The 22,649-nt window shown below is 54.3% G+C and carries 14 protein-coding genes; 7 read left to right on the forward strand and 7 right to left on the reverse strand.

What is annotated here, in order from left to right:
• Nucleotides 1–251 precede the first annotated feature (251 nt).
• A complete protein-coding gene (locus AC6I7T_RS27065; RefSeq protein ID WP_497790924.1) occupies nt 252–3,668 on the forward strand; it encodes a TonB-dependent receptor in 3,417 nt (1,138 codons plus the stop codon).
• Nucleotides 3,669–3,796: 128 nt separating this feature from the next.
• Entirely contained in the window at nt 3,797–5,113 is a 1,317-nt protein-coding gene (locus AC6I7T_RS27070; protein ID WP_497790925.1) for an alkaline phosphatase family protein, read from the forward strand.
• A 204-nt stretch (nt 5,114–5,317) separates the two neighbouring features.
• On the opposite strand, the gene aroA is transcribed toward AC6I7T_RS27070, so the two are convergent.
• The 4 genes from aroA to hpt all read right to left on the reverse strand — a co-directional run bounded on the left by aroA (nt 5,318) and on the right by hpt (nt 10,533).
• Nucleotides 5,318–6,622, reverse strand: coding sequence for a 3-phosphoshikimate 1-carboxyvinyltransferase (gene aroA / locus AC6I7T_RS27075; protein WP_497790926.1), 1,305 nt, complete (start codon nt 6,620–6,622; stop codon nt 5,318–5,320).
• A gap of 282 nt (nt 6,623–6,904) precedes the next feature.
• Complete coding sequence (locus tag AC6I7T_RS27080; protein WP_497790927.1) at nt 6,905–8,746, reverse strand: SpoIIE family protein phosphatase; 1,842 nt, start codon at nt 8,744–8,746, stop codon at nt 6,905–6,907.
• A 359-nt stretch (nt 8,747–9,105) separates the two neighbouring features.
• Nucleotides 9,106–9,858 (reverse strand): deoxyribose-phosphate aldolase, encoded by a 753-nt coding sequence (deoC, locus tag AC6I7T_RS27085; protein ID WP_497790928.1) that lies wholly within the window; start codon nt 9,856–9,858, stop codon nt 9,106–9,108.
• A 135-nt stretch (nt 9,859–9,993) separates the two neighbouring features.
• On the reverse strand, nt 9,994–10,533 hold the full coding sequence (hpt, locus tag AC6I7T_RS27090; protein WP_497790929.1) for a hypoxanthine phosphoribosyltransferase: 540 nt from the start codon (nt 10,531–10,533) through the stop codon (nt 9,994–9,996).
• Nucleotides 10,534–10,684: 151 nt separating this feature from the next.
• On the opposite strand from hpt, the gene AC6I7T_RS27095 reads away from it, so the two are divergent.
• From AC6I7T_RS27095 to AC6I7T_RS27105, 3 genes are all read left to right on the forward strand, one after another.
• Nucleotides 10,685–11,473, forward strand: a complete 789-nt coding sequence (locus AC6I7T_RS27095) for a prolipoprotein diacylglyceryl transferase (RefSeq protein ID WP_497790930.1) — start codon at nt 10,685–10,687, stop codon at nt 11,471–11,473.
• A gap of 471 nt (nt 11,474–11,944) precedes the next feature.
• A complete protein-coding gene (locus AC6I7T_RS27100) occupies nt 11,945–13,105 on the forward strand; it encodes a DUF2157 domain-containing protein (RefSeq protein WP_497790931.1) in 1,161 nt (386 codons plus the stop codon).
• Nucleotides 13,102–13,656, forward strand: a complete 555-nt coding sequence (locus tag AC6I7T_RS27105; RefSeq protein WP_497790932.1) for a GDYXXLXY domain-containing protein — start codon at nt 13,102–13,104, stop codon at nt 13,654–13,656. The genes AC6I7T_RS27100 and AC6I7T_RS27105 overlap by 4 nt, the downstream gene beginning before the upstream one ends.
• A gap of 3 nt (nt 13,657–13,659) precedes the next feature.
• On the opposite strand, the gene AC6I7T_RS27110 is transcribed toward AC6I7T_RS27105, so the two are convergent.
• Nucleotides 13,660–14,346, reverse strand: coding sequence for a M48 family metalloprotease (locus AC6I7T_RS27110; protein ID WP_497790933.1), 687 nt, complete (start codon nt 14,344–14,346; stop codon nt 13,660–13,662).
• A gap of 119 nt (nt 14,347–14,465) precedes the next feature.
• Here AC6I7T_RS27110 and AC6I7T_RS27115 point away from each other — a divergent pair, with 119 nt between their 5' ends.
• Entirely contained in the window at nt 14,466–15,296 is an 831-nt protein-coding gene (locus AC6I7T_RS27115; RefSeq protein WP_497790934.1) for a L,D-transpeptidase family protein, read from the forward strand.
• Between the two features lie 352 nt (nt 15,297–15,648).
• On the opposite strand, the gene AC6I7T_RS27120 is transcribed toward AC6I7T_RS27115, so the two are convergent.
• Complete coding sequence (locus AC6I7T_RS27120; RefSeq protein ID WP_497790935.1) at nt 15,649–16,368, reverse strand: M15 family metallopeptidase; 720 nt, start codon at nt 16,366–16,368, stop codon at nt 15,649–15,651.
• A 1,077-nt stretch (nt 16,369–17,445) separates the two neighbouring features.
• On the opposite strand from AC6I7T_RS27120, the gene AC6I7T_RS27125 reads away from it, so the two are divergent.
• On the forward strand, nt 17,446–21,276 hold the full coding sequence (locus tag AC6I7T_RS27125) for an Ig-like domain repeat protein (RefSeq protein WP_497790936.1): 3,831 nt from the start codon (nt 17,446–17,448) through the stop codon (nt 21,274–21,276).
• 232 nt (nt 21,277–21,508) lie between these two features.
• On the opposite strand, the gene AC6I7T_RS27130 is transcribed toward AC6I7T_RS27125, so the two are convergent.
• Entirely contained in the window at nt 21,509–22,600 is a 1,092-nt protein-coding gene (locus tag AC6I7T_RS27130; RefSeq protein ID WP_497790937.1) for a DNA glycosylase AlkZ-like family protein, read from the reverse strand.
• Between the last annotated feature and the right edge of the window lie 49 nt (nt 22,601–22,649).

Consider the following 22,649-nt stretch of genomic DNA (forward strand, 5'->3'; position numbering starts at 1 on the left):
ATAGTTCTAAGCATTTCGAACGGTTAAATGATGAATGCCCGATGAATTTCACTTCTGTAGCAGTTACAGGTTCTATCTGTGAAGATCGGGCAAATGATTCTCAGACAAGAAGATATAGGATCTCGATCTCGCTTTGACTGTAAAAGGCGGCAACTGGCGACAACGGCGGGGATACGGTTCTAGTCAGTAGCGCGGCTATTCCGTTTGCGACAAAACGGGGATGGTTGCGGAACGAAAAGGATGGAACAGGAATGTCACGAATCCGATATCTCTTCCTGATTATGGTGTTGCTTGGAACGATTGGCCAGATGAGTGCACGGGCGCAGGCTGTGAATGCTCGTGTAACCGGAGTTGTTCGCGATCAGACGGGAGCGATCATTTCCGGTGCTCGTGTGGTTGCCACCAACGCAGATACAAACTTGTCTACAGCTGCCACGAGCAATGAATCCGGTGAGTATGTGCTGTTGAATCTCGGTGCAGCCAGCTATCGTCTAGAGGTGGAAGCTACGGGCTTCTCCCGTTATGTTCAGACCGGAATCAAGCTCGATGTCGGCCAGAGCACTGTACTCGATATCACTCTGCATGCGGGTGGTGCAGCCGAGACGGTACAGGTCGAGGCCGATACCACCCAGATCCAACTCAGCAGCTCGACCATCTCTGCCGTCGTGAATGGCGACGCGATGCGCAACCTTCCTCTGAACTCGCGCAATACTTATTCGCTGCTGGCTCTCACGCCGGGCTTTGCCGGATCGATTGGGAACAACTACAACTCGGTTGGGTACTCGATCAACGGCACCCGCCAGGGATACACGGATGTTCTGGTTGACGGCATTCCGGGCGGCTTCCCCACGGTGAATGGTAATTCAGGCGTTGGCGTCTTTCCGTCGGTCGATGCCATTAATGAATATCGAATCATGGGGCAGAACTATCCCGCCGAATATGGACGCAGCCAGGGTGGCGTTCTCAACGTTGCGTTTAAGAATGGAGCGAACACCTTTCATGGAACGCTCTTCGAGTTTGCCCGCAACTCGGCTCTCGATGCGAATGATTTCTTCTCGAATCGCAATAAGAAGCCTCTGCCTTCCTTCCAACGGAATCAGTTTGGCGGCAATCTGTCAGGTCCGATTCGCCGGGACTCGACATTCTTTCTTCTTTCGTCGGAGTTGTTGCGGTCGAACAGCTTCATCTCGACGACCACGACTGTTCCCACCGACGATCAGCGGGCAGGAGACTTTTCCAAGACCTTCAATGCCTCGGGTCAGCTGGTGAAGATCTATAACCCTTTTTCCACGCGTGCGAATCCGAATGGCTCCGGCTACATTCGCGATCAGTTCCAGGACAATGCGATTCCCAAGGGCATGCAGAGTACAGCGGCGCAAAAGATCCTGAATTACTTTCCCCGTGCGAATGTTGCGGGAAATCCGCTAACAGGCGCAAACAACTATTTCGCAACTTCGACGGAAGATATCCGCATCGACAGTTGGGATGTTCGTGTAGACCACAAGATCTCGCCAACGCAATCGGTCTTCGGACGCTACTCCGACCGCTTTTACGATGACAACCCGCAACCGCTCTTCCCGAAGGAACTGGCGAAGGCCGAAGGGCGTATCGAGCAACGTAACTGGATGCGGAACTTTGTTCTGGGCTATACGCTCGCTCCCACGGCCTCGCTGCTTTATGACGTTCGTGTGGGCTTCTCGCGTACTCTTTATGACTATCTGAATGCCGGACTCGGTTTTAATGCCAGCGACCTTGGTTTACCGGCTCTCCTGAACAATGGCGGCGGTCTGCCGGTCTTTCCGGTAATCTCGGCCAGCAACTATGTGCAGTTGGGCAATGGCGACAACCGCCACAATGCCTTCATGACCTACAGTCTGCTGCAAAGCCTTACCTGGATTCGTGGAAGCCACACCTTCAAGTTCGGTGTCGATAGCCGCATGATTCGCGTCAATGACCGTGAAACGCGCGACACCTCCGGTAACTTTTCCTTCAAGGCAGATTTCACGCAGGGACCGAATCCCAGCTCAGCCAGCACGGCGGCAGGAAATGCGATTGCTTCGCTCCTGCTGGGCACTCCCAGTTCGGGAGATGTGATTCAGGCCTTTAAGGATGCGGCGACACAGAGTTATTACTTCGGCATCTATGCGCAGGACGACTGGCGCGTGACTCCGAAGCTTACCTTGAATCTTGGTGTGCGCTACGATCTCGATACTCCAAGAACCGAGCGTTATAACCGCATGAACTCGCTCAATACTACGGCTGCATCCCCCTTGGCTGCCGCGTCTGGAATTACAGACCTTCATGGTGGGCTAGTCTTTGTCGGAGTCAATGGACACGACCGCCACCAGTTCGACTATGACGCCAATAACATTGCTCCTCGTATCGGTGTAGCCTATTCGGCAAGTGAGAAGACGGTCTTTCATGCTGCTTACGGAATCGTCTTTGCTCCATCGCCACAGGCTGCAGCCGGAACCGTCGGTCCCTATGGCTTCCGCGTTCAGAACGACATGGTGACATCGTTGGACGGGATCACTCCTTACAACACCCTGGATAATCCTTACCCCAGCGGCCTGCAGGCTGCAGCCGGTTCTTCTCTTGGCTTGGCCACGGGAGTAGGCGGACAGATTCAGGGAGTTCTTCCCAATACCGTTGTTCCTTACAGCGAGCAGTATGCGCTGAATATGGAACATACACTTCCGGGAGATGCCTCTCTGCATATCGGTTATGCAGGAAATCGCGGACTGAAGTTACAGCAGAGCCGTGAGGGCGGCATTGATTTCGATCAGCTTCCGGTTTCGGCCTTGAGTTATGGCTCGAAGCTGAATGATCTGGTGGCGAATCCATTCTATGGAGTCATCACTCGTGGGGCGCTTTCCGCAGCGAAGGTCTCTCGTGCGCAACTGCTTAAGCCCTTTCCGCAGTTCACCAGTGTGCAACCTCTTTTCCTGACTGGCGGGCAGACTAAGTACGATGCGTTGCAGGTCCGTTATGACAAGCGTTTCCGGAGCGGCTTCCAGATCAATGCTTCCTATGTCTGGGCCAAGACCTATGACAATGGCACATCGCACCAGGACAGCTACAGACCGATGGCCGATTTCGCTGTAGCCTCGCAGCATACTCCGCATCGTTTTGTTGCCGGATATCTTTATCAGTTACCCGTTGGGCGTGGACGTGCCTTTGGAGCGAACATGTCCCGTGGTTGGGATATGCTGGCCGGTGGCTGGCAAGTGAATGGCATTACCACGATCCAGTCCGGAAATCCGTTACAGATTACGGCTTCGAATGTTTCGGGATTGGGAAATCCGTCAGCCTATGCAAACTACAATGGTAGCGATCCGGCACTTTCTGGTGACATCCACAAGCGCCTGACCCGCTACTTCAATACCTCGGCCTTCTCTCAACCAGCATCGTTCACACTGGGAAATGCTCCAGCATATCTCTCGAACTTGCTCTCTCCGGGATTGAATTCTACGGACCTTTCCTTGTTCAAGGAGTTTCATCCCTTCGAACGCGGATCGATCCAGTTCCGTGCCGAAAGCTTCAACATCTTTAACCACGTGCAATTCAGCTCCCCGAACACGAATGTAAGCTCCAGCAGCTTTGGTCAGATTACCTCGCAGGCCAATAGCCCACGGCAGATGCAGTTTGGCGCTAAGCTGCTCTTCTAGACAAGGGCAGAGAGTCCGCGAAGGTGTACGGACTCTCTGCTTCTCTTTGTGTTGTTATCTCCGGGTTACTTACAACAGCTTCAAAACTGTGCAGATGGTGTTATCTTTCTTCCGGGACTAATTTTCAAATGAAAATTCTTCGTAGAGTTGTTTCTGTTGTCATTCTCTCTTCCTTCTTTTGCTTTGCCTCTTCCGGACATACAGAATCCGTCGATCGAAAAAAGCCGATGGTGGTTGTGATCAGCCTCGATGCCTTTGGGCATGAGAGCTTGCGTGATCCGTATCTGCCTGCACCTACTCTTCGCAGCTTAATGCAGAGCGGTGTTTATACCTCGATGCAGCCGATCAATCCTACCGTTACCTGGCCGAATCATACGGCGATGGTTACGGGCGTAGATGCTTCGCGCCATCATGTCCTGGTGAATGGACTTATCGTTGACGAGCGTAGCAGCAAGCCTATTCATGTCGATGCCGAGGCGCTTAAGACGAAACTTGTCGCTGTTCCGACTGTTTATGATGTGGCGCAGGCTGCCGGGCTCACTACTGCGGAAGTCGATTGGGTTGCTATCTACAAGGCTCAGACAATCAATTGGAGCTTTGCCGAAAGCCCCGATCCGCAGAGTGTCGTTGTAAAGGAGATGTTGCAGGAGGGAAAGATCAAGGCCTTTGATCTTGAAAACTTCTCCAAGGGATCGCAGGCCTGGCGGGATAATTTCTATACCGATGCCGCAGTGGACATTATCAAGAAGCATCATCCGAATCTGTTGCTCGTACACCTGCTGGCTTTGGATGGAATAGAGCACAAGACCGGATACGATAACGACTCGGGAAAGAACACGATTGCTTATCTCGATGATCGCGTTCGGGACATTATGAATGCCGTTCGCGAAGCTGGGGATCTGGAACGGACGACCTTTCTGATTGTCTCCGATCATGGCCAGCAGAGCTATCACCATCGTCTGCACCCGAATGTATTGCTGCGGGAGGCGAAGGTGCAGGGAAGCTGTATTTCCGAGGGCGGTTCGGCGATGGTCTATCTCGATCATGCTACGCCGGAAGCTGTTGTAGGTGTAAAAGCGCTCTTTACCGGGAAGCCGGGCGTTCGCAGTGTTTTGACCGCAGAGGAAGCGGCGAAAGAAGGATATCCGCTGCCTAGCCAATCCGGTCAAGGACCCGATGTGCTGATCTTCGGGCTTGATGATTACGCCTTTGTTGGAGGAGATAGCGGAGACTTCGTGACGGAGGGCAAAGAGGCTGGTGCTCACGGCTATCCAAAGGAGAATCCGCTGATGCAGGAGATCTTTATCGCTTCAGGCAGCGATATTCGCAAGGGTGAGGAAGTAAAGCCATTTCCGAATGTGAATGTTGCTGCGGCAATTGCCCACCTGCTCGGAGTCAAGCTGAACGATATCTCCGGTCAGGCCCCGGATATCTTCGTCAAATAGCGTTAAGGTACCGCCGGTCTCCAGGCCGGCTGTCGTGTGGGCGTCCTCGCCCACACATTCGAAGCCACGTGGAAATTGAAAATGTGGCAATGTCTGTAACTCTTACGGCTTCTTGAAATTCCTGCTTCCCCTGGTGGAGGGCCTGGAGACCCTCCACGACAGCCGGCCTGGAGACCGGCGGTACATGTGGGGTGGCTCCTAGCTTTAGCGTTCTGCGATCTGGTCTAGCAGGTCGAAGAACTCAGGGAACGAGATGTTCGCAGCGTCGGCACCCTTGATTAGCGATTCTCCCTTGGCGCGCAGAGCGGCAATCGAGAAGGCCATGGCAATGCGGTGATCGCCGCCCGAGTCTATCTCGGTTCCGTGCAGCTCCTGATTCCCCGGGACGTCGAGCCCATCTTCGAACTCTTCCACCTTTGCACCCATGGCACGCAGATTCTGCACCACCAGTGCAATGCGGTCTGACTCCTTCACGCGCAGCTCCTTAGCATCGCGAATGCGGATTCCTCCAGAAGAATACGGAGCGATAGCGGCAAGTACCGGCAACTCGTCGATCAGTTGTGCCGCAAGGGCTCCGGAGACGGTGGTCGTTGTCAGTCCATTATGTGGAGCGTTGACCTGGACTGTGCCAACCAACTCTCCATGCTTCTCTTCGAGGTTGAGAACGCTAAAGCGCGCACCCAGAGCCGTGAGCACATCGAGCAGCGTGGCGCGAGTGGGATTCATTCCCAGTCCGTCGAGAACGAGGTTGCTCTCCGGGAAGAGCACTGCCGCGCAGAGAAAGAATGCCGCAGAGGACATATCGCCCGGAACCATGGCATCGATTGCGTGCAGCTTCGCTCCTCCGACAATGGAAACAGAATCAACCGTGCGGTTGACATCGGCTCCGAAGGCGCGCAACGCCAGCTCGCCGTGATCGCGTGTGCGGACAGCTTCGCGAACGGTTGTCGTTCCGGCAGCATTCAGACCGGCCAGCAGGACGGAGGTCTTCACCTGGGCGCTGGGAACCGGAGTGGTGTAGTCGATAGGCGTAAGCTGTGAGCCTTCGATGGTCAGAGGTGCATGGCCATCGGTCAGGGTGATCTTTGCGCCCATCTGCGAGAGAGGCTTGCGGATACGCTCCATTGGACGCTTCGAGAGCGACTCATCGCCGATCAGCGTAAAGGTACCCTTCTGTCCGGAGAGCAATCCGCTCATCATACGCATGGTCGAACCGGAGTTGCCGCAATCGAGCGGTGTTGACGGAACGGTGAAGTTGCCGCCGTTGCCGATGATCTCTACTGACGCTTCGGCAACATTGTGTTTTACCTGGGCTCCGAGAGCCTTCATGCAGCCGAGTGTGCTGGCGCAGTCTGCTCCGGTCGAGAAATTGGTAAATCGCGAAGTGCCCTCAGCAAAGGCCGCTAGCATTCCGTAGCGGTGAGAGATGCTTTTGTCGCCGGGAAGGCGCAGGCTGCCGAGCAGATTCCGTGCCGGCGCAATGGTGCGTTCAGTAGCGGTGTTAGCCAAGGTCACTCCATCAGATTTGATATTGAAATATATGGTAAATGGCGCGGCTACACCGCGCAGCTAAAAAGCGGGTCGCGTGGCTTCGCCACCAAGCTGGTAAAGCGGATAGCGTCGCTTCGCTCCAATAGCAAAAGCAGGACCACGAAAACCCGCAGATCAATCCATTTTGATAGAAAGGAACGCGTCGGGATTATCACTTGCGACATTTAGCTTGGCGACGAAGTCGCGCTACCCGGTTTTTAGCTTGGTGGCGAAGCCACGCCACCCGCTTTACCAGCTGCTTTACTCCGTTGGATCGCAGCAGCCTGTTACCCGCAATACCACGACTGTTTCGTCGTCGAAGTGCTCGGCTCCGGCCTGGAACTTCGAAACCTCGGCAATGATGGTATCGGCCAGATTGGCGGCCGATTTGCGCTGATTCTTTTTGACGACCGAGATCAGGCGGTCCGTGCCGAACATCTCGCCTTGTGGATTCTGAGCGTCGACAATGCCATCGCTGAAGAAGACAATCGAGTCTCCCGGACGTGTCGAAATGTTGAACTCTTCATACTTCGCGGACGGGAAGAGTCCCAGAGGGAAGCCCTCGGCGTGGATCACCTCAACTTCTCCCGAACGGCAGAAGAGCGGTTGCACGGCTCCGGCATTCGCGATCTGTAGCGTCTGGCTATCGTCATTCCAGACGGAGAAGAGCATCGTCACATATTGCGAATCCATGCGGCGTTCTTGAAGAGCGTCGTTCAGATTCACCAACATTTCAGCCGGAGAAGGCTTTTGCGCTGCTGCGGAGCGGATCAGGCCGCTGACCAGCGCTGCGTAGAGAGCCGCTGGAGCAGCCTTGCCGCTGACGTCTCCCAAGGCGATTCCGGTGCGGCCCGATTCAAAGGCGAGGAAGTCGTAGAGATCGCCTCCGATGGTCCTTGCTGCCAGAAAACGGGCGGCGAACTGGGCGTTGGTATGCTTGGGCGTTTTCGGAGGCAGCAGGCGCAGCTGGACTTCGCGAGCCATCTGAAGGTCGCGTTCGAGCCTCTGTTCCTCAGCCGCGACGCGCTGATAGAGGCGTGCGTTCTCAATGGCGATAGCGATCTGTGCAGCCAGAGTCGTTACGGTTCGCTCGTGCTGCTCGTTGAAGAAGCCGACACGTGTGTGTTCCAGATCGAGCACGCCGATGACCTTGTTCTTGTAGACCAGCGGAACCACCATCTCCGAACGCGTCTCCGGATTCACCATGACGTAACGGGAATCGCGGCGTACGTCGGCGATGTTGATCAGCCGGTTTTCCCTTATGGCGACCCCGGTAAGGCCCCCGTCGAGCGGGAGTTTCGTGCGGGGTACAGCCGGCTGCTCGAAGCGTTGCGAGTAGCGGATCTCCATCACCTGCTCCTGCTCATTGAGCAGAAGGATGCTGAACATCTGATAGTTGATCAGCCGATGCAGCAGTTCGCCAACACGCTCCAGCAGGCGGTCGAATTCCAGAATGGAGGTTAGTTCACGGCTGATCTCGTTGAGCACCTCCAGCGTCTGCGCCTGACGGGCAACTCGCGTATAGAGGCGCGCATTCTCGATAGCCTGTCCGATGCGCGATGCGGTCAGGGTGAGCAGATGCATGTGCTCGGGCCGGAAGTATTCGGGCTGTTCGGATTGAATGTCGATGACCCCGATAACCCGGTTCTTCACGATCAGCGGAACGGCGAGTTCGGAGCGGACATTCGGATTCGCATTGATGTAGTTCTCGAATTGAGAGACATCGTTGATCAACAACGGTTGTCGTGTTTCGGCGACACGGCCGACGACTCCCTTGCCGATGGAGATGCGCATACGCTCGACCTCCGGCCGGTGTCCGATCTGGAAACGCATACGCAGATCGTTGGTTCGGTCGTTGATGAGCAGGATGGCAAAGATCCGATAGTCGATGACCGCCCGGACCAGGTCTGCGGTGCGGACGAGCAGAGTCTTGAGGTCGAGTGTGGTATTGAGCGCATCGGCAAGCTGGATAAGGAAGCCGATTTCCATCGGATCGACCCGGACGGACCGAGAGTCGAGCGACGCAGTCGTGGCGGGGCGATAGTCGCCTTCGAACGCGTGCTCTTCAGCAGTATGTCGAGTTTGAGCTTGTTCTTCCACCATGAATCCGCCGTGCCAAATTTATAAAAATTCCCCAGTAACTAGAGTAACGAAGTTGTAACGAAAGAGATACCTCAGCGGCGAAAAGCTGTTGAACCAGTATCAGTTAGAGCAGAAGAGGTTTCAACCCGCAGTCCTATAAGCGTCATTTGCAGGGAAAGTAGCATACCCGGGATAGGAAGTTGCTGATTGGAAAAGGGAAAGGTGTCCCCTTCCTTCGGCGTGCTGTTGGGCCGTGAGGGTGGGGAGCAACAGTTTGGAGTGCGGTATCCGTGCCTTACTTCGCTCTGAAGTCTGTGTGCGATTACCGCAACTCTTTACTCTAGCTACCCTATTCTTGGCTATCGAGAGGGAGCCCTTCTTTACTTGGCGCCGAGTTCGCGAACGATGGCTACGCTGGCGCTGGCTCCGATGCGATTGGCACCGGCTTCCAGCATGGTGCGAGCATCGGCCAGGGTGCGGATGCCGCCCGAGGCCTTTACGCCACAACGAGTTCCGGCGACGCCACGCAGCAGTGCCACATCTTCGGCGGTTGCGCCGCCGTTGGCAAAGCCTGTGCTCGTCTTCAGGAAGTCGGCACCGCCGCAGATGGCAATCTCAGAGCCGCGAAGCTTCTCTTCTACATTGAGAAGCGTGGTCTCAAGGATTACCTTCACGATGGCTCCGGCGTCATGAGCCACATCGACGACCGAGCGGATGTCCTGTTCGACCTGAACATTGAGTCCACTCTTCAATTCGCCGATCTGGATGACCATATCGAGTTCGCGAACGCCCATCCGAATCAGGGCTGCGGATTCTGCTCTTTTGGTGGAGGGGAGGGAGGCACCTAACGGAAATCCAACGACGACTCCAACAGGAATGCCGGTACCGGCAAGCTCAGAGGCTGCCAGCCCAGCCCAGATGGGATTCACCATTGCGCAGGCAAAACGGTATTCGGCCGCTTCCTGGCAGAGCTTGGTGACCTGCTCGCGGGTAGCATCGGGCTTCAAAAGCGTGTGGTCCAGAAGTCCGGCCAGGTTTTGCCATTTGCTTAGTGCGTTGGCGGAAAATGCCGCCGAATCAAAGTCGCCATGATCGACATCGAGCTCAGGCTCGGTGACCTTTACAGTACTCATCGATTACTCCACTCCTCGCTGTGCGGCTGCACTCTTCTCCACTCCTTACGGGGAATCGTGTCCCTGGAGTGCTGGCCGGCTACATTCTAATCCTTCAATGTTTCAGGTTGCTGTTAGCCTCATCATGAAAATGCGTTATTCCTCAATTGGGGGCATCACGCAGATATCGGCCAGATTGCGGTAACGTTCCGCGTAATCCATTCCATATCCGATGACAAAGAGATTGGGAATGCTGAATCCGACGTAATCGGCCTCAATCGGCTCGATACGGCGCGAAGGCTTGTCCAGCAGCGTGGCGATGCGGAGCGACTTGGGATGATGCTGGAGGAAGAGCTTCCGCAGATAGCCCAGGGTGAGACCCGTGTCCAGAATATCCTCAACCACGATGATGTTTTTGCCCTCGATGGGGTGGTCTAAATCCTTGATCAGCTTGACGGCGCCACTGCTGCGCTGCCCTTTGCCGTAGCTGGAGACGGCCACAAAATCAAAAGTACAATCGGCTTCGATGGCCCGAGCAAGATCGGCCAGGAACGGTGCCGCGCCCTTAAGGACTCCGACCAAGACGGCACTTTCACCCGCCAAGTCACGCGTAATCTGAGCGCCCATTTCCGTCACGCGTTCGGCGATTTGCTCGCGGCTATACAGTAATTCTAGCTTCTGTTGTGTTGGAGGCATGTCCAAGTATCTCCTGAAGGGCCGATGCTCGACTAGAGTTTTCCTTGTGGATCTAAATCTAAATATCGCTTGAACTTCCGTTGGTGATGCCGCATACAGTCCCGCGATACGGGAACCGGGGAAAGAAGGCTATACTCAAAGTCACAGAATCATGCTTCCCTTTATAAGAATCGGTTCCTTTAGCCTGCCCACCTTCGGTCTAATGCTCTGGGTTGCGGCTGTTTGCGCCTGCTGGGTGCTGCATAAAAATTTCCGCCGCTGGCAGGTGAGTGCCGATGCGGTCGGAATCGTCGCCGTGTCAACTGTGGCGGGCATCATCGGTGCTAAATTGTGGCACGTTGTGGAGACTCCCCGGGAACTGATTGCTCATCCCGCGGCAGAAATCTTTAGCAGAGACGGCTTTGCCTGGTTTGGCGGACTGGTTTTCGGCATTCTGGCCCTCATCTATCAGGGCAAGCTTTATAAAGTTGGTGCCCTCAGGATGCTGGATTTTGCGGCTCCCGCTGCCGCTATCGGCTACGGAATGGGGCGTTTGGGCTGCCTGACCTCGGGAGACGGCGATTATGGCATTCCGACCAATCTCCCCTGGGGAATGAGCTTCCCGAATGGTCTGGTTCCGACCGATCCTGGCGTGAGGGTACATCCCACTCCTGTTTATGAATTGCTGGTCGGGTTGCTGATCGGCTGGATCTTGTGGCGTAGAGGGGCAGAGAAGCGCCCTCTAGGACAGCTGACGGGAGAGTATCTGGTGCTCTCCGGAATTGCTCGCTTCCTGGTGGAGATCATCCGCATCAATCCTCCGATTTTGTTTCATATGTCGAATGCCCAGCTGGCGAGTATCGGCTCCGTCGTCTTCGGCGGCCTGCTGATTGTGTTTGCCAAGCGCCGCAATGTCACGGAAGACATTAGCGAACCCGCTGTCTCTGCAAATCAGCAATAAGTGAAGTAAGTACCGCCGGTCTCCAGGCCGGCTGTCGTGTGGGCGTCCTCGCCCACACGGGGACTGTACATTCAAACACGAAGGCGGAATAAGTAAAGAGTGCGAGAGCGGAGAGCAATCTCCGCTTCTTCTTGTATTGCTCCTGCGCCGCAAAACATCGCTGTGGAATGCCAGGTACGAAAGTATTCCCACCTCGGACGGTAGGCGGGGCGAAACCTTGCCCAATCCAGCCGAGTAAGAAATGTAGTAACTCTACAGCCGGATACTATTTCAAATTCCTGTTCGAACGCTGCTCCGCCTGTGTGGGCGAGGACGCCCACACGACAGCCGGTCCTCCACCCCAGCACGCGAAAACCGCGCGTGCCGGGGACCCCGGCCTGGAGACCGGCGGTACCAGTATCTGATAGTCAGAAAGTCATTACATAGTTATGCACTTGTTGCTCCGGGGCTATTTTGTTCTACTGCATGGCCATGGAGAACGCTGAACGATATCTGGTTCGTTGGCAAAACGCCGGACTGATCGATGAGAGCACGGCGGCCTCAATCCGTGCTTACGAAGCAGAACAAGCAAAACCCAGTGGACGACAATGGCAGGTCATCCTGGCGCTTATCTTAGGCGGCATTCTGCTCATTTCAGGCGTGCTGCTCTTTGTTGCTGCCCATTGGGAACGGGTTTCGCCTGCCAGTCGCCTATTCCTGGTCGTCTCCATGTTGGTGTTCTTTCACGGCCTGGGAATAGCGGTTTCGAAGCGCTTTCCTGCACTCTCGACGGCAATGCATGCCGTTGGCACTCTTTCTGCCGGGGCCGTCATAGCGCTTATCGGGCAGATCTTCAATATTCAGGAGCACTGGCCCGGAGCGATTCTGTTATGGGCTTTATGTGCAATCGCCGGATGGATTCTCTTGCGAGATCAACTTCAGCAGTCCTTCAGCCTGTTATTGCTGCCTGCCTGGCTTGTCTGTGAGTGGGGTGAGCGGGCTAGTGCCTATTCCGGTGGACAGGTTTATATCTCACGTCTGTTGGCTGTAATTGCGGTGATTTACCTGACGGCATTTCTTCGTTCCAGGAAGCGGGTTGTTTTTGGCATTCTTTTTGGAGTTGGTGCGCTGCTGTTGGTGGTGTCGGTAGGGCTGCTGGCAGATGGCTGGGTCCGTCCCTACTACTCGCACGATTGGGGCTTTGTTCCATTTTCTTATCGTCTGGCTGCGATAGCGACTCTGATCCTGGTTGCGGCTGTGGGAGCAGTGGTTGAGCGCCGCAGCGTTCTACCTTGCGCGGTGACGATTGTTCTTACGTGGGTTTTGCCCTGGGCTCAGTCTGCGGTTACCTATGGTACCGGGGAGCATGCCTTTCATACCTTCCGTCCAAATGTGTTTGCTTACAGCATGGTTGGGGCAGCGGCACTCTCCTTCGTCTGGTGGGGAGTGCGAATTGCCGCGAAATCGTTGGTGAACTATGGAATGGCCGCTTTTGCCTTGACTGTCATCTGGTTTTACTTCTCCAGTGTCATGGATAAGTTGGGTCGCTCGTTAGGTCTCATGATGCTCGGAGTGGTGTTTCTGGCAGGAGGGTGGGCACTGGAGCGAACTCGAAGGAAGCTGGTTAGCAGTATTGCCGGAGGTGTCGCATGAAAGAGCGTCGTGCCGCAATCGCATTATTGCTGATTCAACTTGTCCTGGTGCTGAGCATTGCAGGGAAGTATCTCTACGAGCGCAAGACCTGCCCTCGTGTCTGGGTGAAGACGGCACAAGTCGATCCCGAACTGCCTCTACGCGGACGGTATCTAGCTTTGAGATTAACGGTAGATACGTGTTCACTTCCGCGCGATAACGAGCATACTCTCGGAATGTATTCCTTCGACGGCGCTCAGCATCCGAGAACATTTCAATGGGGTGTATCCCTCAGAGAGAGCAATGGACATCTGGCAGCAGTTCTGCCGAATCGTCCACAATCTCCAGACAAGCTTCAGCAACTTTACGTGCGCGAAGGTGAGCCGTGTGAAGCCGTTACGCTTCCTGCGTCAGTCGAGTATTTCATTCCTGAACACGCTCAAGATCCCCTGCGTCCGCATTCCGGCGACGTTCTTTGGGTTGAAGTAACGGTTCCGCCTGTCGGGCCTCCTCGTCCGATTCAACTGGCTCTCTCGGGGAAAGATGGATTTCGTCCGCTTCGCTTTGAGTGACGTCTACAGCGTTTTCAGGAATGCCTTAGCTTCTTCGAGCTGAGGGAAGAGTCTTTCGTCTGCCTGGAACTCGCGTGAGTGGACGCAGCGCCGTCCTCCTCTGACCTTCACGGGATGCTTCAAATGAAGCATTTCGTGAAAGAGCAGATATTCGATTGCGTAACGCGGTACTCGCCTATGATCGAAGACCTTGCTGACGACGATGGTGTTATGTGCCGGGTCATAATGGCCGAGCAGTCTGCGTGCACTCTGACTGCTCCACGTCAGCTGCGGGCGGCCCAGCAGTCCGTGGAAGAAACGCCTGTTCAATACCTCGAAGACCTCGTCGAGATCGTAGTGGTCTCCTTGCGGCCCGGTGATCTTTTTGCGGCCTCTGGATTGGCGGATAAGCTCGGTCTGTCGCGAGACGGCTTCACTGGAAGTAAAGCGACGATAGCGAAGAGCCTGTTTGGCATCAATCGGCTTGCGGTAAAGCTTGGCGATCAGAATGTGAGCGATGGCGTGAAAGATCGGCTCCGGAGCGCCTTCCAGCAGGTCGGAAAGACTGACATGGATATTGCCTTCACGCAAACGGATTGTCGTGTTCAGGCTAGTGAAACGACGAAAGCGCACATGAAAGACAGGCATCGGGGCCCGAGGCCGGATTTCCCGATACTCCTGCTCAAAGATGGCAATCAACTGCGGATTCACCTTGATTCCAGCGTAGCACAGACGAAAGCGCGTTTCCTCCCGCGCTACTGCGGGGATGGCGATCCATTGGGCCTCGGCTTCCCATCTCAGTACAAAGGATCTTCGCGACGAGCAACGAAATGCCTTACACTCCTTTCATGAAACCCGCGCTCCTTCTTCTTGCTCTGTTGCTTATGCCTCTAACGCGGTCAACCTTTGCGGCTCAGAGTGCGGAGGAAGAATTGACAGTCTTTGCGCAATCGACGCAGTTGATCGTGGTGACAACGCCGGATTGGAGCACACTCCAAGGACATCTGCAGCGCTATGAGCGTGCGAATCCGCATGCAGAGTGGCAGCCGGTGGGTGATTCGATTCCCGTCGTGGTTGGAAAGAATGGAATGGCCTGGGGCCGGGGGCTGATTCGTACCGATAATCCGGAGATCCGCACCGCTTCCGATCCCGTGAAGAAGGAAGGCGACGGCAAATCTCCAGCAGGAGTCTTCGCGCTGGGGCGTGCCTTTGGCTATGACTCGCAGCCTTTGCCCGGACTCAAGATGCAGTATCTAGCGCTAACACCTTCGATTGAGTGTGTCGACGATAGCCATTCGAAACTCTATAACCGGATGGTCGATCATAATAAAGTTACCTCCGATTGGAACAGTTCCGAACATATGCGGGATACGGGAGAGTCGTATCGCTGGGGCGCTATCGTAGGGCACAATGGAATTCTTGCCGAGGGAGAAGATACTCCGCCTATTCCATATGGAGGCTCCTGTATCTTTCTTCACGTTTGGCAGAACGCAACAAGCGGAACGGCCGGATGCACGGCAATGGAGCCGGTTCTGCTGAAGACCATGCTTGTGTGGCTCGATCCCATGCACAAGCCTTTGCTGGTGCAGCTACCGACAGCACAGTATGCACAGTTGCTTCAGCGCTGGAATCTGCCCAAGGTTGCGAACATCGCTAGATGACGAGTACCAAAGCAGGCAGTAAAACGAATGAAGGGGTGCCCCATTTTCACGCTGCGAAACGAAGTGAAGCAGCAGTTAAAGTGGGGTGAGAGAAGATTTCAATATCGGTAACCGAGCTGTCCTTCAACTTATAGCTCGGTTACCGATATTGAAGGCATCTTCTGTCCCACCTTAGAGCATTTCCCGAAATACAGTGAACTTTCTAGGTAAGGTGAAGAGCGGCTTTCTTTAGCGGAAAGCCGCGCCAGATTTTATTGCTTCGGACTACATCTTTTCGGGAAATGCTCGAGCTCGCTCCGTTTCACTTCGCGGCGAAGATGGGGCACCCAGCGTTGTGGTTTACTCCGACAGGTTACTTAGCTAAGTCTTCGAATCTAACATTCTGGATAGAGTACTGCTTCCAGTCCTTGTAGTCGAAGTGCCACCACTCTTCAGGATTTACCTTGAAGCCCTGCTTCTCCATCATTTCACGCAGGAGAGTGCGGCGGGCACGTTCTTCCTCTGTTCCACCGTTGTAGCTGGGATAGGCTCGCTCTGTCATCTCGTCGTAGCCACTTGGCATGCGAACTTCTTGTCCTGTTTTCAAGTCGTAGAGGGAGAGATCGACTGCGCATCCGCGATTATGGTTTGAGCCCTTTGTCGGATTGGCGACAAAGATCCGTTGTTTCTCCGGAGTAGCTTCCCAGAAGATCTTTGTGACATACCAGGGCCGATAGCCATCGTGGATGATCAATCCGTAGCCATGCGACTTCAACTCATGATGTGCACGAACAAGAGCTTCAGCCGCAGGGCGCTGTAGAAAGGCCCGTGCCTGTGTATAGACCGCCGTGCTCAGGAAGTTGTTTGTTGTGGCATAGCGGATATCGAGCTTGATCGTGGGATCGAGCTTGACCAGCTCGACGAGATCGGGGGGACGAAAGCTTCCGTCTTCCTGCGGAGGTTGTAGCTTCAACGCCTCTTCGCGCAGTTCGGCTATAGGATGCAGCGGCTGGATGTGAAAGCTTACCTGCTGCGCGACGGTGGGCAGCGCTAGAAGGAAAAGACTAAGAAGCGAAAGAGGATGATGTCGCATTGAGTGCATAGTTTTGGGGAAATCGCGACTGCAGAGATTATGAGCTTCAGGGTACCACGAGAATGTGGACGCATGGAGTTAGAGAGGAAGCGTGGTGTTCCTATCCTCGCGATGTCGCAGAATGCTATTGTGGAGCGTCCCGAGTCGGTTTCTCTCCCGGAGGGAGCTGGTGATAATAGCCCCGTGTGGAGCGTAGCGGAACGCGGGGTTAGTGACCCATTAAATTCCCGCCCCGTATGGGGCGGAACGAATCTCAACCTCCTTAGTTAGGATTTGTGGAGGATTTCATGCCGCCACCATACGGGGCGGCGGCATTTTGGGTGTGAGCTAACCCAGCGCTCTCGTCCGCAAAGCGGACTCCGCGCTGGGCTATTATCGTTTCGCCCCGCTGGGGTGAATCTTGGGATCTTACATTTTGAGGAGACAATCTACGGAACAACATGGGAAACAGTTTTGAAGAGGTGATATCGGTTTGTGTCAGGGCATGGGCTTTAGCCCTGCCGCAAAGACAGAGAAAAGCGGTTTGGGCTTTAGCCCCTGCTATGGCAAGACCTAATCGATTTATCAGAGAAATACCCCAGTGCTATACCTATCTAGCGAAGAAAAATGCACAGGGGCTAAAGCCCCAAAACACTTAAGGACCCTACCATCGGCACGACTAAAGTCATGCCCTGACACAAAGCCTGGCGAATGGTTGCAACGGCCGAAATTGCTGCTATAGTTGGCTCCCCTTTATTATTCCCTCGCAAGAAAATGTACAAAGTTCGGGATTCGCCGCGCCGGGGCGAATCCTGAATTAGATCTTGGAAGCACCATCCGTACTTTCATAATTCAACTTGCGGGTAATTGATAGGCCCTCTGTCAAGGCTCATCTCCAGACACGTTTTTTCGAAACGAACACTCTCATCCTCGGCGATGAAATTTGTGCGTGTGCCGGATGCATATGTTCACAATGTCGCAAGCCGCTCAGTGTGGTAGTGAGGGATTTTCTTCTCCTCCTGTCGCTAATCAGGTTGTGGCGTTCTGCCACGTACGCAGACTCCGCTCCCGCCCCTGGGGAGTGTTGAAGGAGAATCTATGCGGCCGACAATGCTGTCCTCCCTGCAAGCCGCCAGTGCCTGGACTCTTTCAGGCTTTCTGCTGTTCACCCTATCCGTGCTAACTTCCATACCAGCATGGAACCAAACCCATTCCGCAACTCAGAATGCGCCGGCCCCATCCAATTTAAGCAATACCCCTCTTGGACGCTCACGTACGCCTAGAGAAGTTATCGAGGGAACGGCCAAGTTAATCAGCCACTATAATGCACAATCGAAGATTCGGCTGGTTCTTGGCTTGGCTGCTCCAAAGATGCAAGAAGAGGAGAAGTTCCTCAGAGAACTGCAAGATAAGAAGTCGCCCAATTTTCACAAGTATCTGACTCCCGAGCAATGGAATGCCCGCTTTGCCCCATCGGAGCAGGACGAGAAAGCCGTAGTCGATTGGGCCACAAATAATGGCCTCACCATTACAAAACGCTATGCCAACCGCCTGATTGTGGACGTAGAGGGCACGACCGACGCAGTCGAGAAGGCCTTTGGCGTCAGCATCAACAACTATCAGGTTGGCTCCGTAACGGAGTTTTCCAACGATCACGACCCGGCTATTCCTGCGCACTTAACAGGGATTCTTCAATCCGTAGCCGGTCTGAACAGTATTCAGAAGCTGCATGCTCCCCATGAGGGAGATATTCAGATGAAGAGCTCAGCCTATATGCCGGGAGAGATAGCTGCTTCAGGCGGAGCGATTCATGCCGATGGAGATAGCGCCAAGTTTGCGGCTGCTATGAAAGCTTCGGAAGCGAAGTGGAGTCAGGCCTCTCAGTCGCTGAAAGGGCTGGCGAAAGAAGAGGGTGGAATCACTCCCAACGTGACCAGCGGCTATATCGATCCAACCGACATCTATAGCTCCTATGGCTATGATTATGGAGCGCTGCAGGCGCAAGGACACTGCTGCAATCCTTATAGTCTCGCCTCCGGGTCTCCGCCGGAGACATCGATCGGTATTGCCACGGCGGGCGATTTCGCAAACAGCGATCTGCAAGGATTCCAAAGTCGCTATAGCTATCTTGCCTATAATGTGGACCGTGTTTGGATTGACGGTACTCCATCCTGTTGCAATGACGAGACGACACTCGATGTCGAATGGTCCCTTGCTACAGCAAACAGCTTCGGCTCCTATCTGCAGACCTCTCATGTCTGGGCCTATGAGGGAGCAAACGCATATCTTTCAACCTTTGTCGATATCTTCAACCAGATGCTATCCGATGGGCATGCCCGTGTCTTCTCAACCAGTTGGGGATGTGCCGAGTTCTCCTGCTGGGATAGCGGAACTATGGATACGGTGCACTCCATCTTCAATTCAATGGTAGGCCAGGGATGGACTTTAATGGTTGCTTCCGGCGATCAGGGAGCAACGGCGAGTTGCGGCAATGCTGTGCGCGTTTCCTATCCTGCTTCCGATCCTTCTGCTATTGCGGTCGGTGGCACCAGCCTTGCACTTTATACCGACGGAACCTTTAGTTCGGAAACGGCTTGGCAAGGTTCAACCTGGTCCGGAGCCTGCTCCAGCAATTCCGGAGGATCGACCGGAGGTTGCAGCGCTAAGTTCTCAGCCCCCGGATATCAGACTTCAAATCCTTATTGCGGAGCGGGAAGCCGCAGCGTTCCCGATGTTTCTCTAAACTCCGGTTATGGGCAGAACTATTACTTCAACGGTGGATGGGGCGGTGTTGGCGGTACCAGCATTGCTGCTCCAGAGGTTGCAGGATTCATTGCCCAGGAAAATGCTTATCTGCTTGCGGTTGGCGTCGGTTGCGGAGCGGGCTACGGCTCTACTTGCGCGCCTATTGGACAAGCAAACTATGAGATGTACTACATTGGCCGGAATCCTTCGTATCCGCGTCACTATCCCTTCTACGACACCCTTTCGGGCTGCAACAATAACGACGTCACAGCTGCTTATGGGCTGGGATATTACTGTGCCGGAACCGGCTATGATGCCGTCACCGGCTGGGGTTCCTTCAATGCATTGCAGCTATCGTGGGGAATCAGTACCTATCTTGCCGGTGATTTTGTTCCTCCATCTGTTACTTATAGCGGTCCGACATATAACGCAAGTGGAAACAAATGGTATAACACTGACCAGACTGTCAACTGGTCGGTTACGGACCCCAGCTTGGGAAGCTATCCTGCGGTAGGTGTTGCCGGATTCTCGCAAGCTTGGGACTACAGCTTTTCCGATTCAAGTTCAATGGCAAACCAGGGAGGTTCCCATTCGGACCTCTTCTACACGGGACCTGAATTCCCCAATGCTACCTCCGGATGGTTAAATCTCGCTTCCGCTGGCCAGGGATGCCATCGTGCAACAGTGTTTGCCTGGGATAATACAGGTATCACCTCGGGAAATCAGTATTATCCTCCGGCAAGTGCAGGCTCGATATGCTATGACACGGTTGCTCCCAGCATCGTCGCGAGCAATCTTCCCGTTCGCAATAGCTACGGGTGGAACAACCAGAACGTCCAGATTATTTTGACGCCCAGCGACTCCGGCGGCAGCAACGCCTCTGGAATTAACCGGACCTACTATGCCATCAATGGAAGCGGTTGCAATGCCGGCAATCTCGGAGCCTGTTCAGTCTATAGCGGCCATTTCTCAATCACTTCCGAAGGTCGCTACACATTGACTGATTTTACTCAGGACATTGCCGGGAACTTCAGTGCAATGGGTTCCACCACCATCAATATCGACAAAACAGCTCCCTCGACAGCATCGTCACTTGCCGGGACTCTGAGCGGCGGTTTCTATAACTCTGCCGTAAAGATAACGTTGAGTGCCAGCGATGCTTTGAGCGGCGTGCTCGGAACGCACTATCAGCAGGATGGCGGAAGTGTGCTGTCTTACTCGTCTCCGATAACCATCTCGACTCCGGGGACCCATAACGTCCGCTTCTACAGCGCCGATAAGGCAGGGAACACGGAGTCCACGAAGAGTGTGAGCTTTACAATTCATGCTCCAACTTCAACAGTGTTGAGTGCATCGCCAGCTTCCGCCGGAGTCGGGAAACCTGTAAGTCTGACTGCTCATGTAACAACAGCTCTTTCCGGAACTCCGACCGGGAACGTGGTCTTTAAGAATGGATCGACGGTCCTGGGAACGGTTGCGGCTTCAAGTGGTGTAGCAACTCTGACCACTAGCTCGTTGCCCGCAGGCGCGGACGTGCTGACGGCAAGCTTCCAAGGCTCCTCGCTTTATCTGGCGAGTACCTCGGCAGCCATCACTGAAAAGATCACGCAGAACACTTCAACCTTACTAACTTCTTCCGTGAATCCGTCGGCCTATGGACAGCAGGTAATTCTGACTGCCAAGGTGACTCCGGCGGTAAATGGAACTCCTTACGGCAGCGTAAACTTCTACGCCGGTACATATCTGTTAGGAACGGCAACCGTGAGCGGTGGAGTTGCCAAATTCTCCACTTATTATCTCGGTGTCGGGACTTCCTCCTTAACAGCTGTGTATCAGGGAACTTCGTTGCATAACTCAAGCAAGTCGCCGGCAATCTCGCACACTGTGAATAAGGCGAATACAACAACCTTGTTGGCGGCTTCTCCGAATCCGTCGAACTCAGGACAGAGTGTTACTTTTACCGCTATAGTTTCTCCTTCAACCGCTCTTGCTCTCACAGGGGGAACCGTAACCTTCCGGAATGGCTCAACGGCTATAGGAACCGCTTCAGTAGGCAGCGGCGGTAAAGCTACACTCTCAACCTCCGGGCTTTCTGTCGGATCGCACAGCATTTCGGCTGTGTACTCCGGAACCGGCAACTATAACTCCAGTACCTCTGCGACTGTAACTCAAGTTGTACACTAGTCTTGGACAGCCCATCCTTCCGATTCATAACCGGAAGGATGGGCTTTGGAATTTTCTGTATTTGAAAATAGCTAATGTCAGAGCCGGAAGGTGGCGGTCGGAAACCGCCACCACAGCCGGTTCTCCACCCCAACACGCGAAAATCGCGCGTGCCGGGGACCCGGTTCGGAGACCGGCGCTACATGACCTGATTCCGTTCAGAGAATGCCTGAAACTCACAGACTGGATTTGTTCATAGCTTCAGGAAGGTTTGCATTCGATCAATCTCCGCTTCAAGCTCGCGCTTGAAGAGCCGGTTCTCAGGCGGACGTGCGATATAGCCTATTTCAGGGATCACTTGGCCGTCCTTTACAGAAAGGTTTGCCCATCCGATCACACGATCACGCCAAAGAAGCGGCAGAGCATAATAGCCGAATTTTCGTTTGGCCGGCGGGGTATAGGCCTCGAAACGGTACACCCAATTCCATAGCAATGTGAAGCGGTATCGGTCCCATACGAGTGGATCAAAAGGTGTGAGCAATCGCACCGCATCTTGCGAAGCAGTGTGCGCCGGCTCCTCTTCTGCGGGCCAATACCAATCGATTCCATCGATGCGTAGATGGGCAAGTCTTAGTTTTGCTCTCTTCAGTGCACCCGGTATCTCGTCGCGCCATTGCGGCACTGCATAGCAAAGGCGACGCAAGAGAAAAGAGAGAGTTTTCCCTGGCAATGGCGCATAAATGCGAATCGCAGTATCGGCTAGTGTGTCGATTAGGCCGTGACGTAATTCTGGATCCGATGGACCAGGATTATGCTGCTGTACTCCATAGATACGGATGCCGTTCTCGCGCCGCACTATGCGCAGCATGCCGCGATAGTGCATAGCATCCAGCAAATGAGTCGTAGCATTCGACGCACCGCCCCAGGCATTCTGTACTTTTCCGTGTGAGAAATGAGCATGTACTTCACGTGGATGCACCGAGCCTTGCTTCTGAACGAACTTGAGTAAAAGCTGGGCTCTTTGTTCCTGCGCGCGGGACCATGGCTGAATGCCTGCTTCAGGAACACCAGCCATCGAACGCGGGTGCATGAGTGTCTGTAGGGCTTTCGTCACAAAGCCATAGTTAATGAAGAAGTCCTCTTCGACTCCAATTCCCGCATACCTACGCTCAAGGTCGCCAACACGATAGCCTTTCACACGATGGCGAAGGATCAGGTCCTGCGCCCGTGCAGGCGAACGGATCGGATCGGCCTGCACAAAGCCCCAGTAATTCATGACACGTTTCAGTGTGGTGGCAGGGAAGAAATTACGATTCACAGCGAAGCGGCGTAAGTCATCGAGCATGATCGATATGATATATAACCAAATTTATTGTGTGTCAGGGTTGGACCTT

The organism is Humiphilus diazotrophicus (assembly GCF_059726315.1).

Coding starts and splice junctions, on each gene's coding strand:
- AC6I7T_RS27105 (WP_497790932.1), top strand. CDS start 13,102: ATGAAAGAGCGTCGTGCCGCAATCGCATTATTGCTGATTCAACTTGTC.
- AC6I7T_RS27065 (WP_497790924.1), top strand. CDS start 252: ATGTCACGAATCCGATATCTCTTCCTGATTATGGTGTTGCTTGGAACG.
- AC6I7T_RS27070 (WP_497790925.1), top strand. CDS start 3,797: ATGAAAATTCTTCGTAGAGTTGTTTCTGTTGTCATTCTCTCTTCCTTC.
- AC6I7T_RS27120 (WP_497790935.1), bottom strand. CDS start 16,368: ATGCGACATCATCCTCTTTCGCTTCTTAGTCTTTTCCTTCTAGCGCTG.
- AC6I7T_RS27095 (WP_497790930.1), top strand. CDS start 10,685: ATGCTTCCCTTTATAAGAATCGGTTCCTTTAGCCTGCCCACCTTCGGT.
- AC6I7T_RS27115 (WP_497790934.1), top strand. CDS start 14,466: ATGCCTTACACTCCTTTCATGAAACCCGCGCTCCTTCTTCTTGCTCTG.
- AC6I7T_RS27125 (WP_497790936.1), top strand. CDS start 17,446: ATGCGGCCGACAATGCTGTCCTCCCTGCAAGCCGCCAGTGCCTGGACT.
- deoC (WP_497790928.1), bottom strand. CDS start 9,858: ATGAGTACTGTAAAGGTCACCGAGCCTGAGCTCGATGTCGATCATGGC.
- AC6I7T_RS27080 (WP_497790927.1), bottom strand. CDS start 8,746: ATGGTGGAAGAACAAGCTCAAACTCGACATACTGCTGAAGAGCACGCG.
- hpt (WP_497790929.1), bottom strand. CDS start 10,533: ATGCCTCCAACACAACAGAAGCTAGAATTACTGTATAGCCGCGAGCAA.
- AC6I7T_RS27130 (WP_497790937.1), bottom strand. CDS start 22,600: ATGCTCGATGACTTACGCCGCTTCGCTGTGAATCGTAATTTCTTCCCT.
- AC6I7T_RS27100 (WP_497790931.1), top strand. CDS start 11,945: ATGGAGAACGCTGAACGATATCTGGTTCGTTGGCAAAACGCCGGACTG.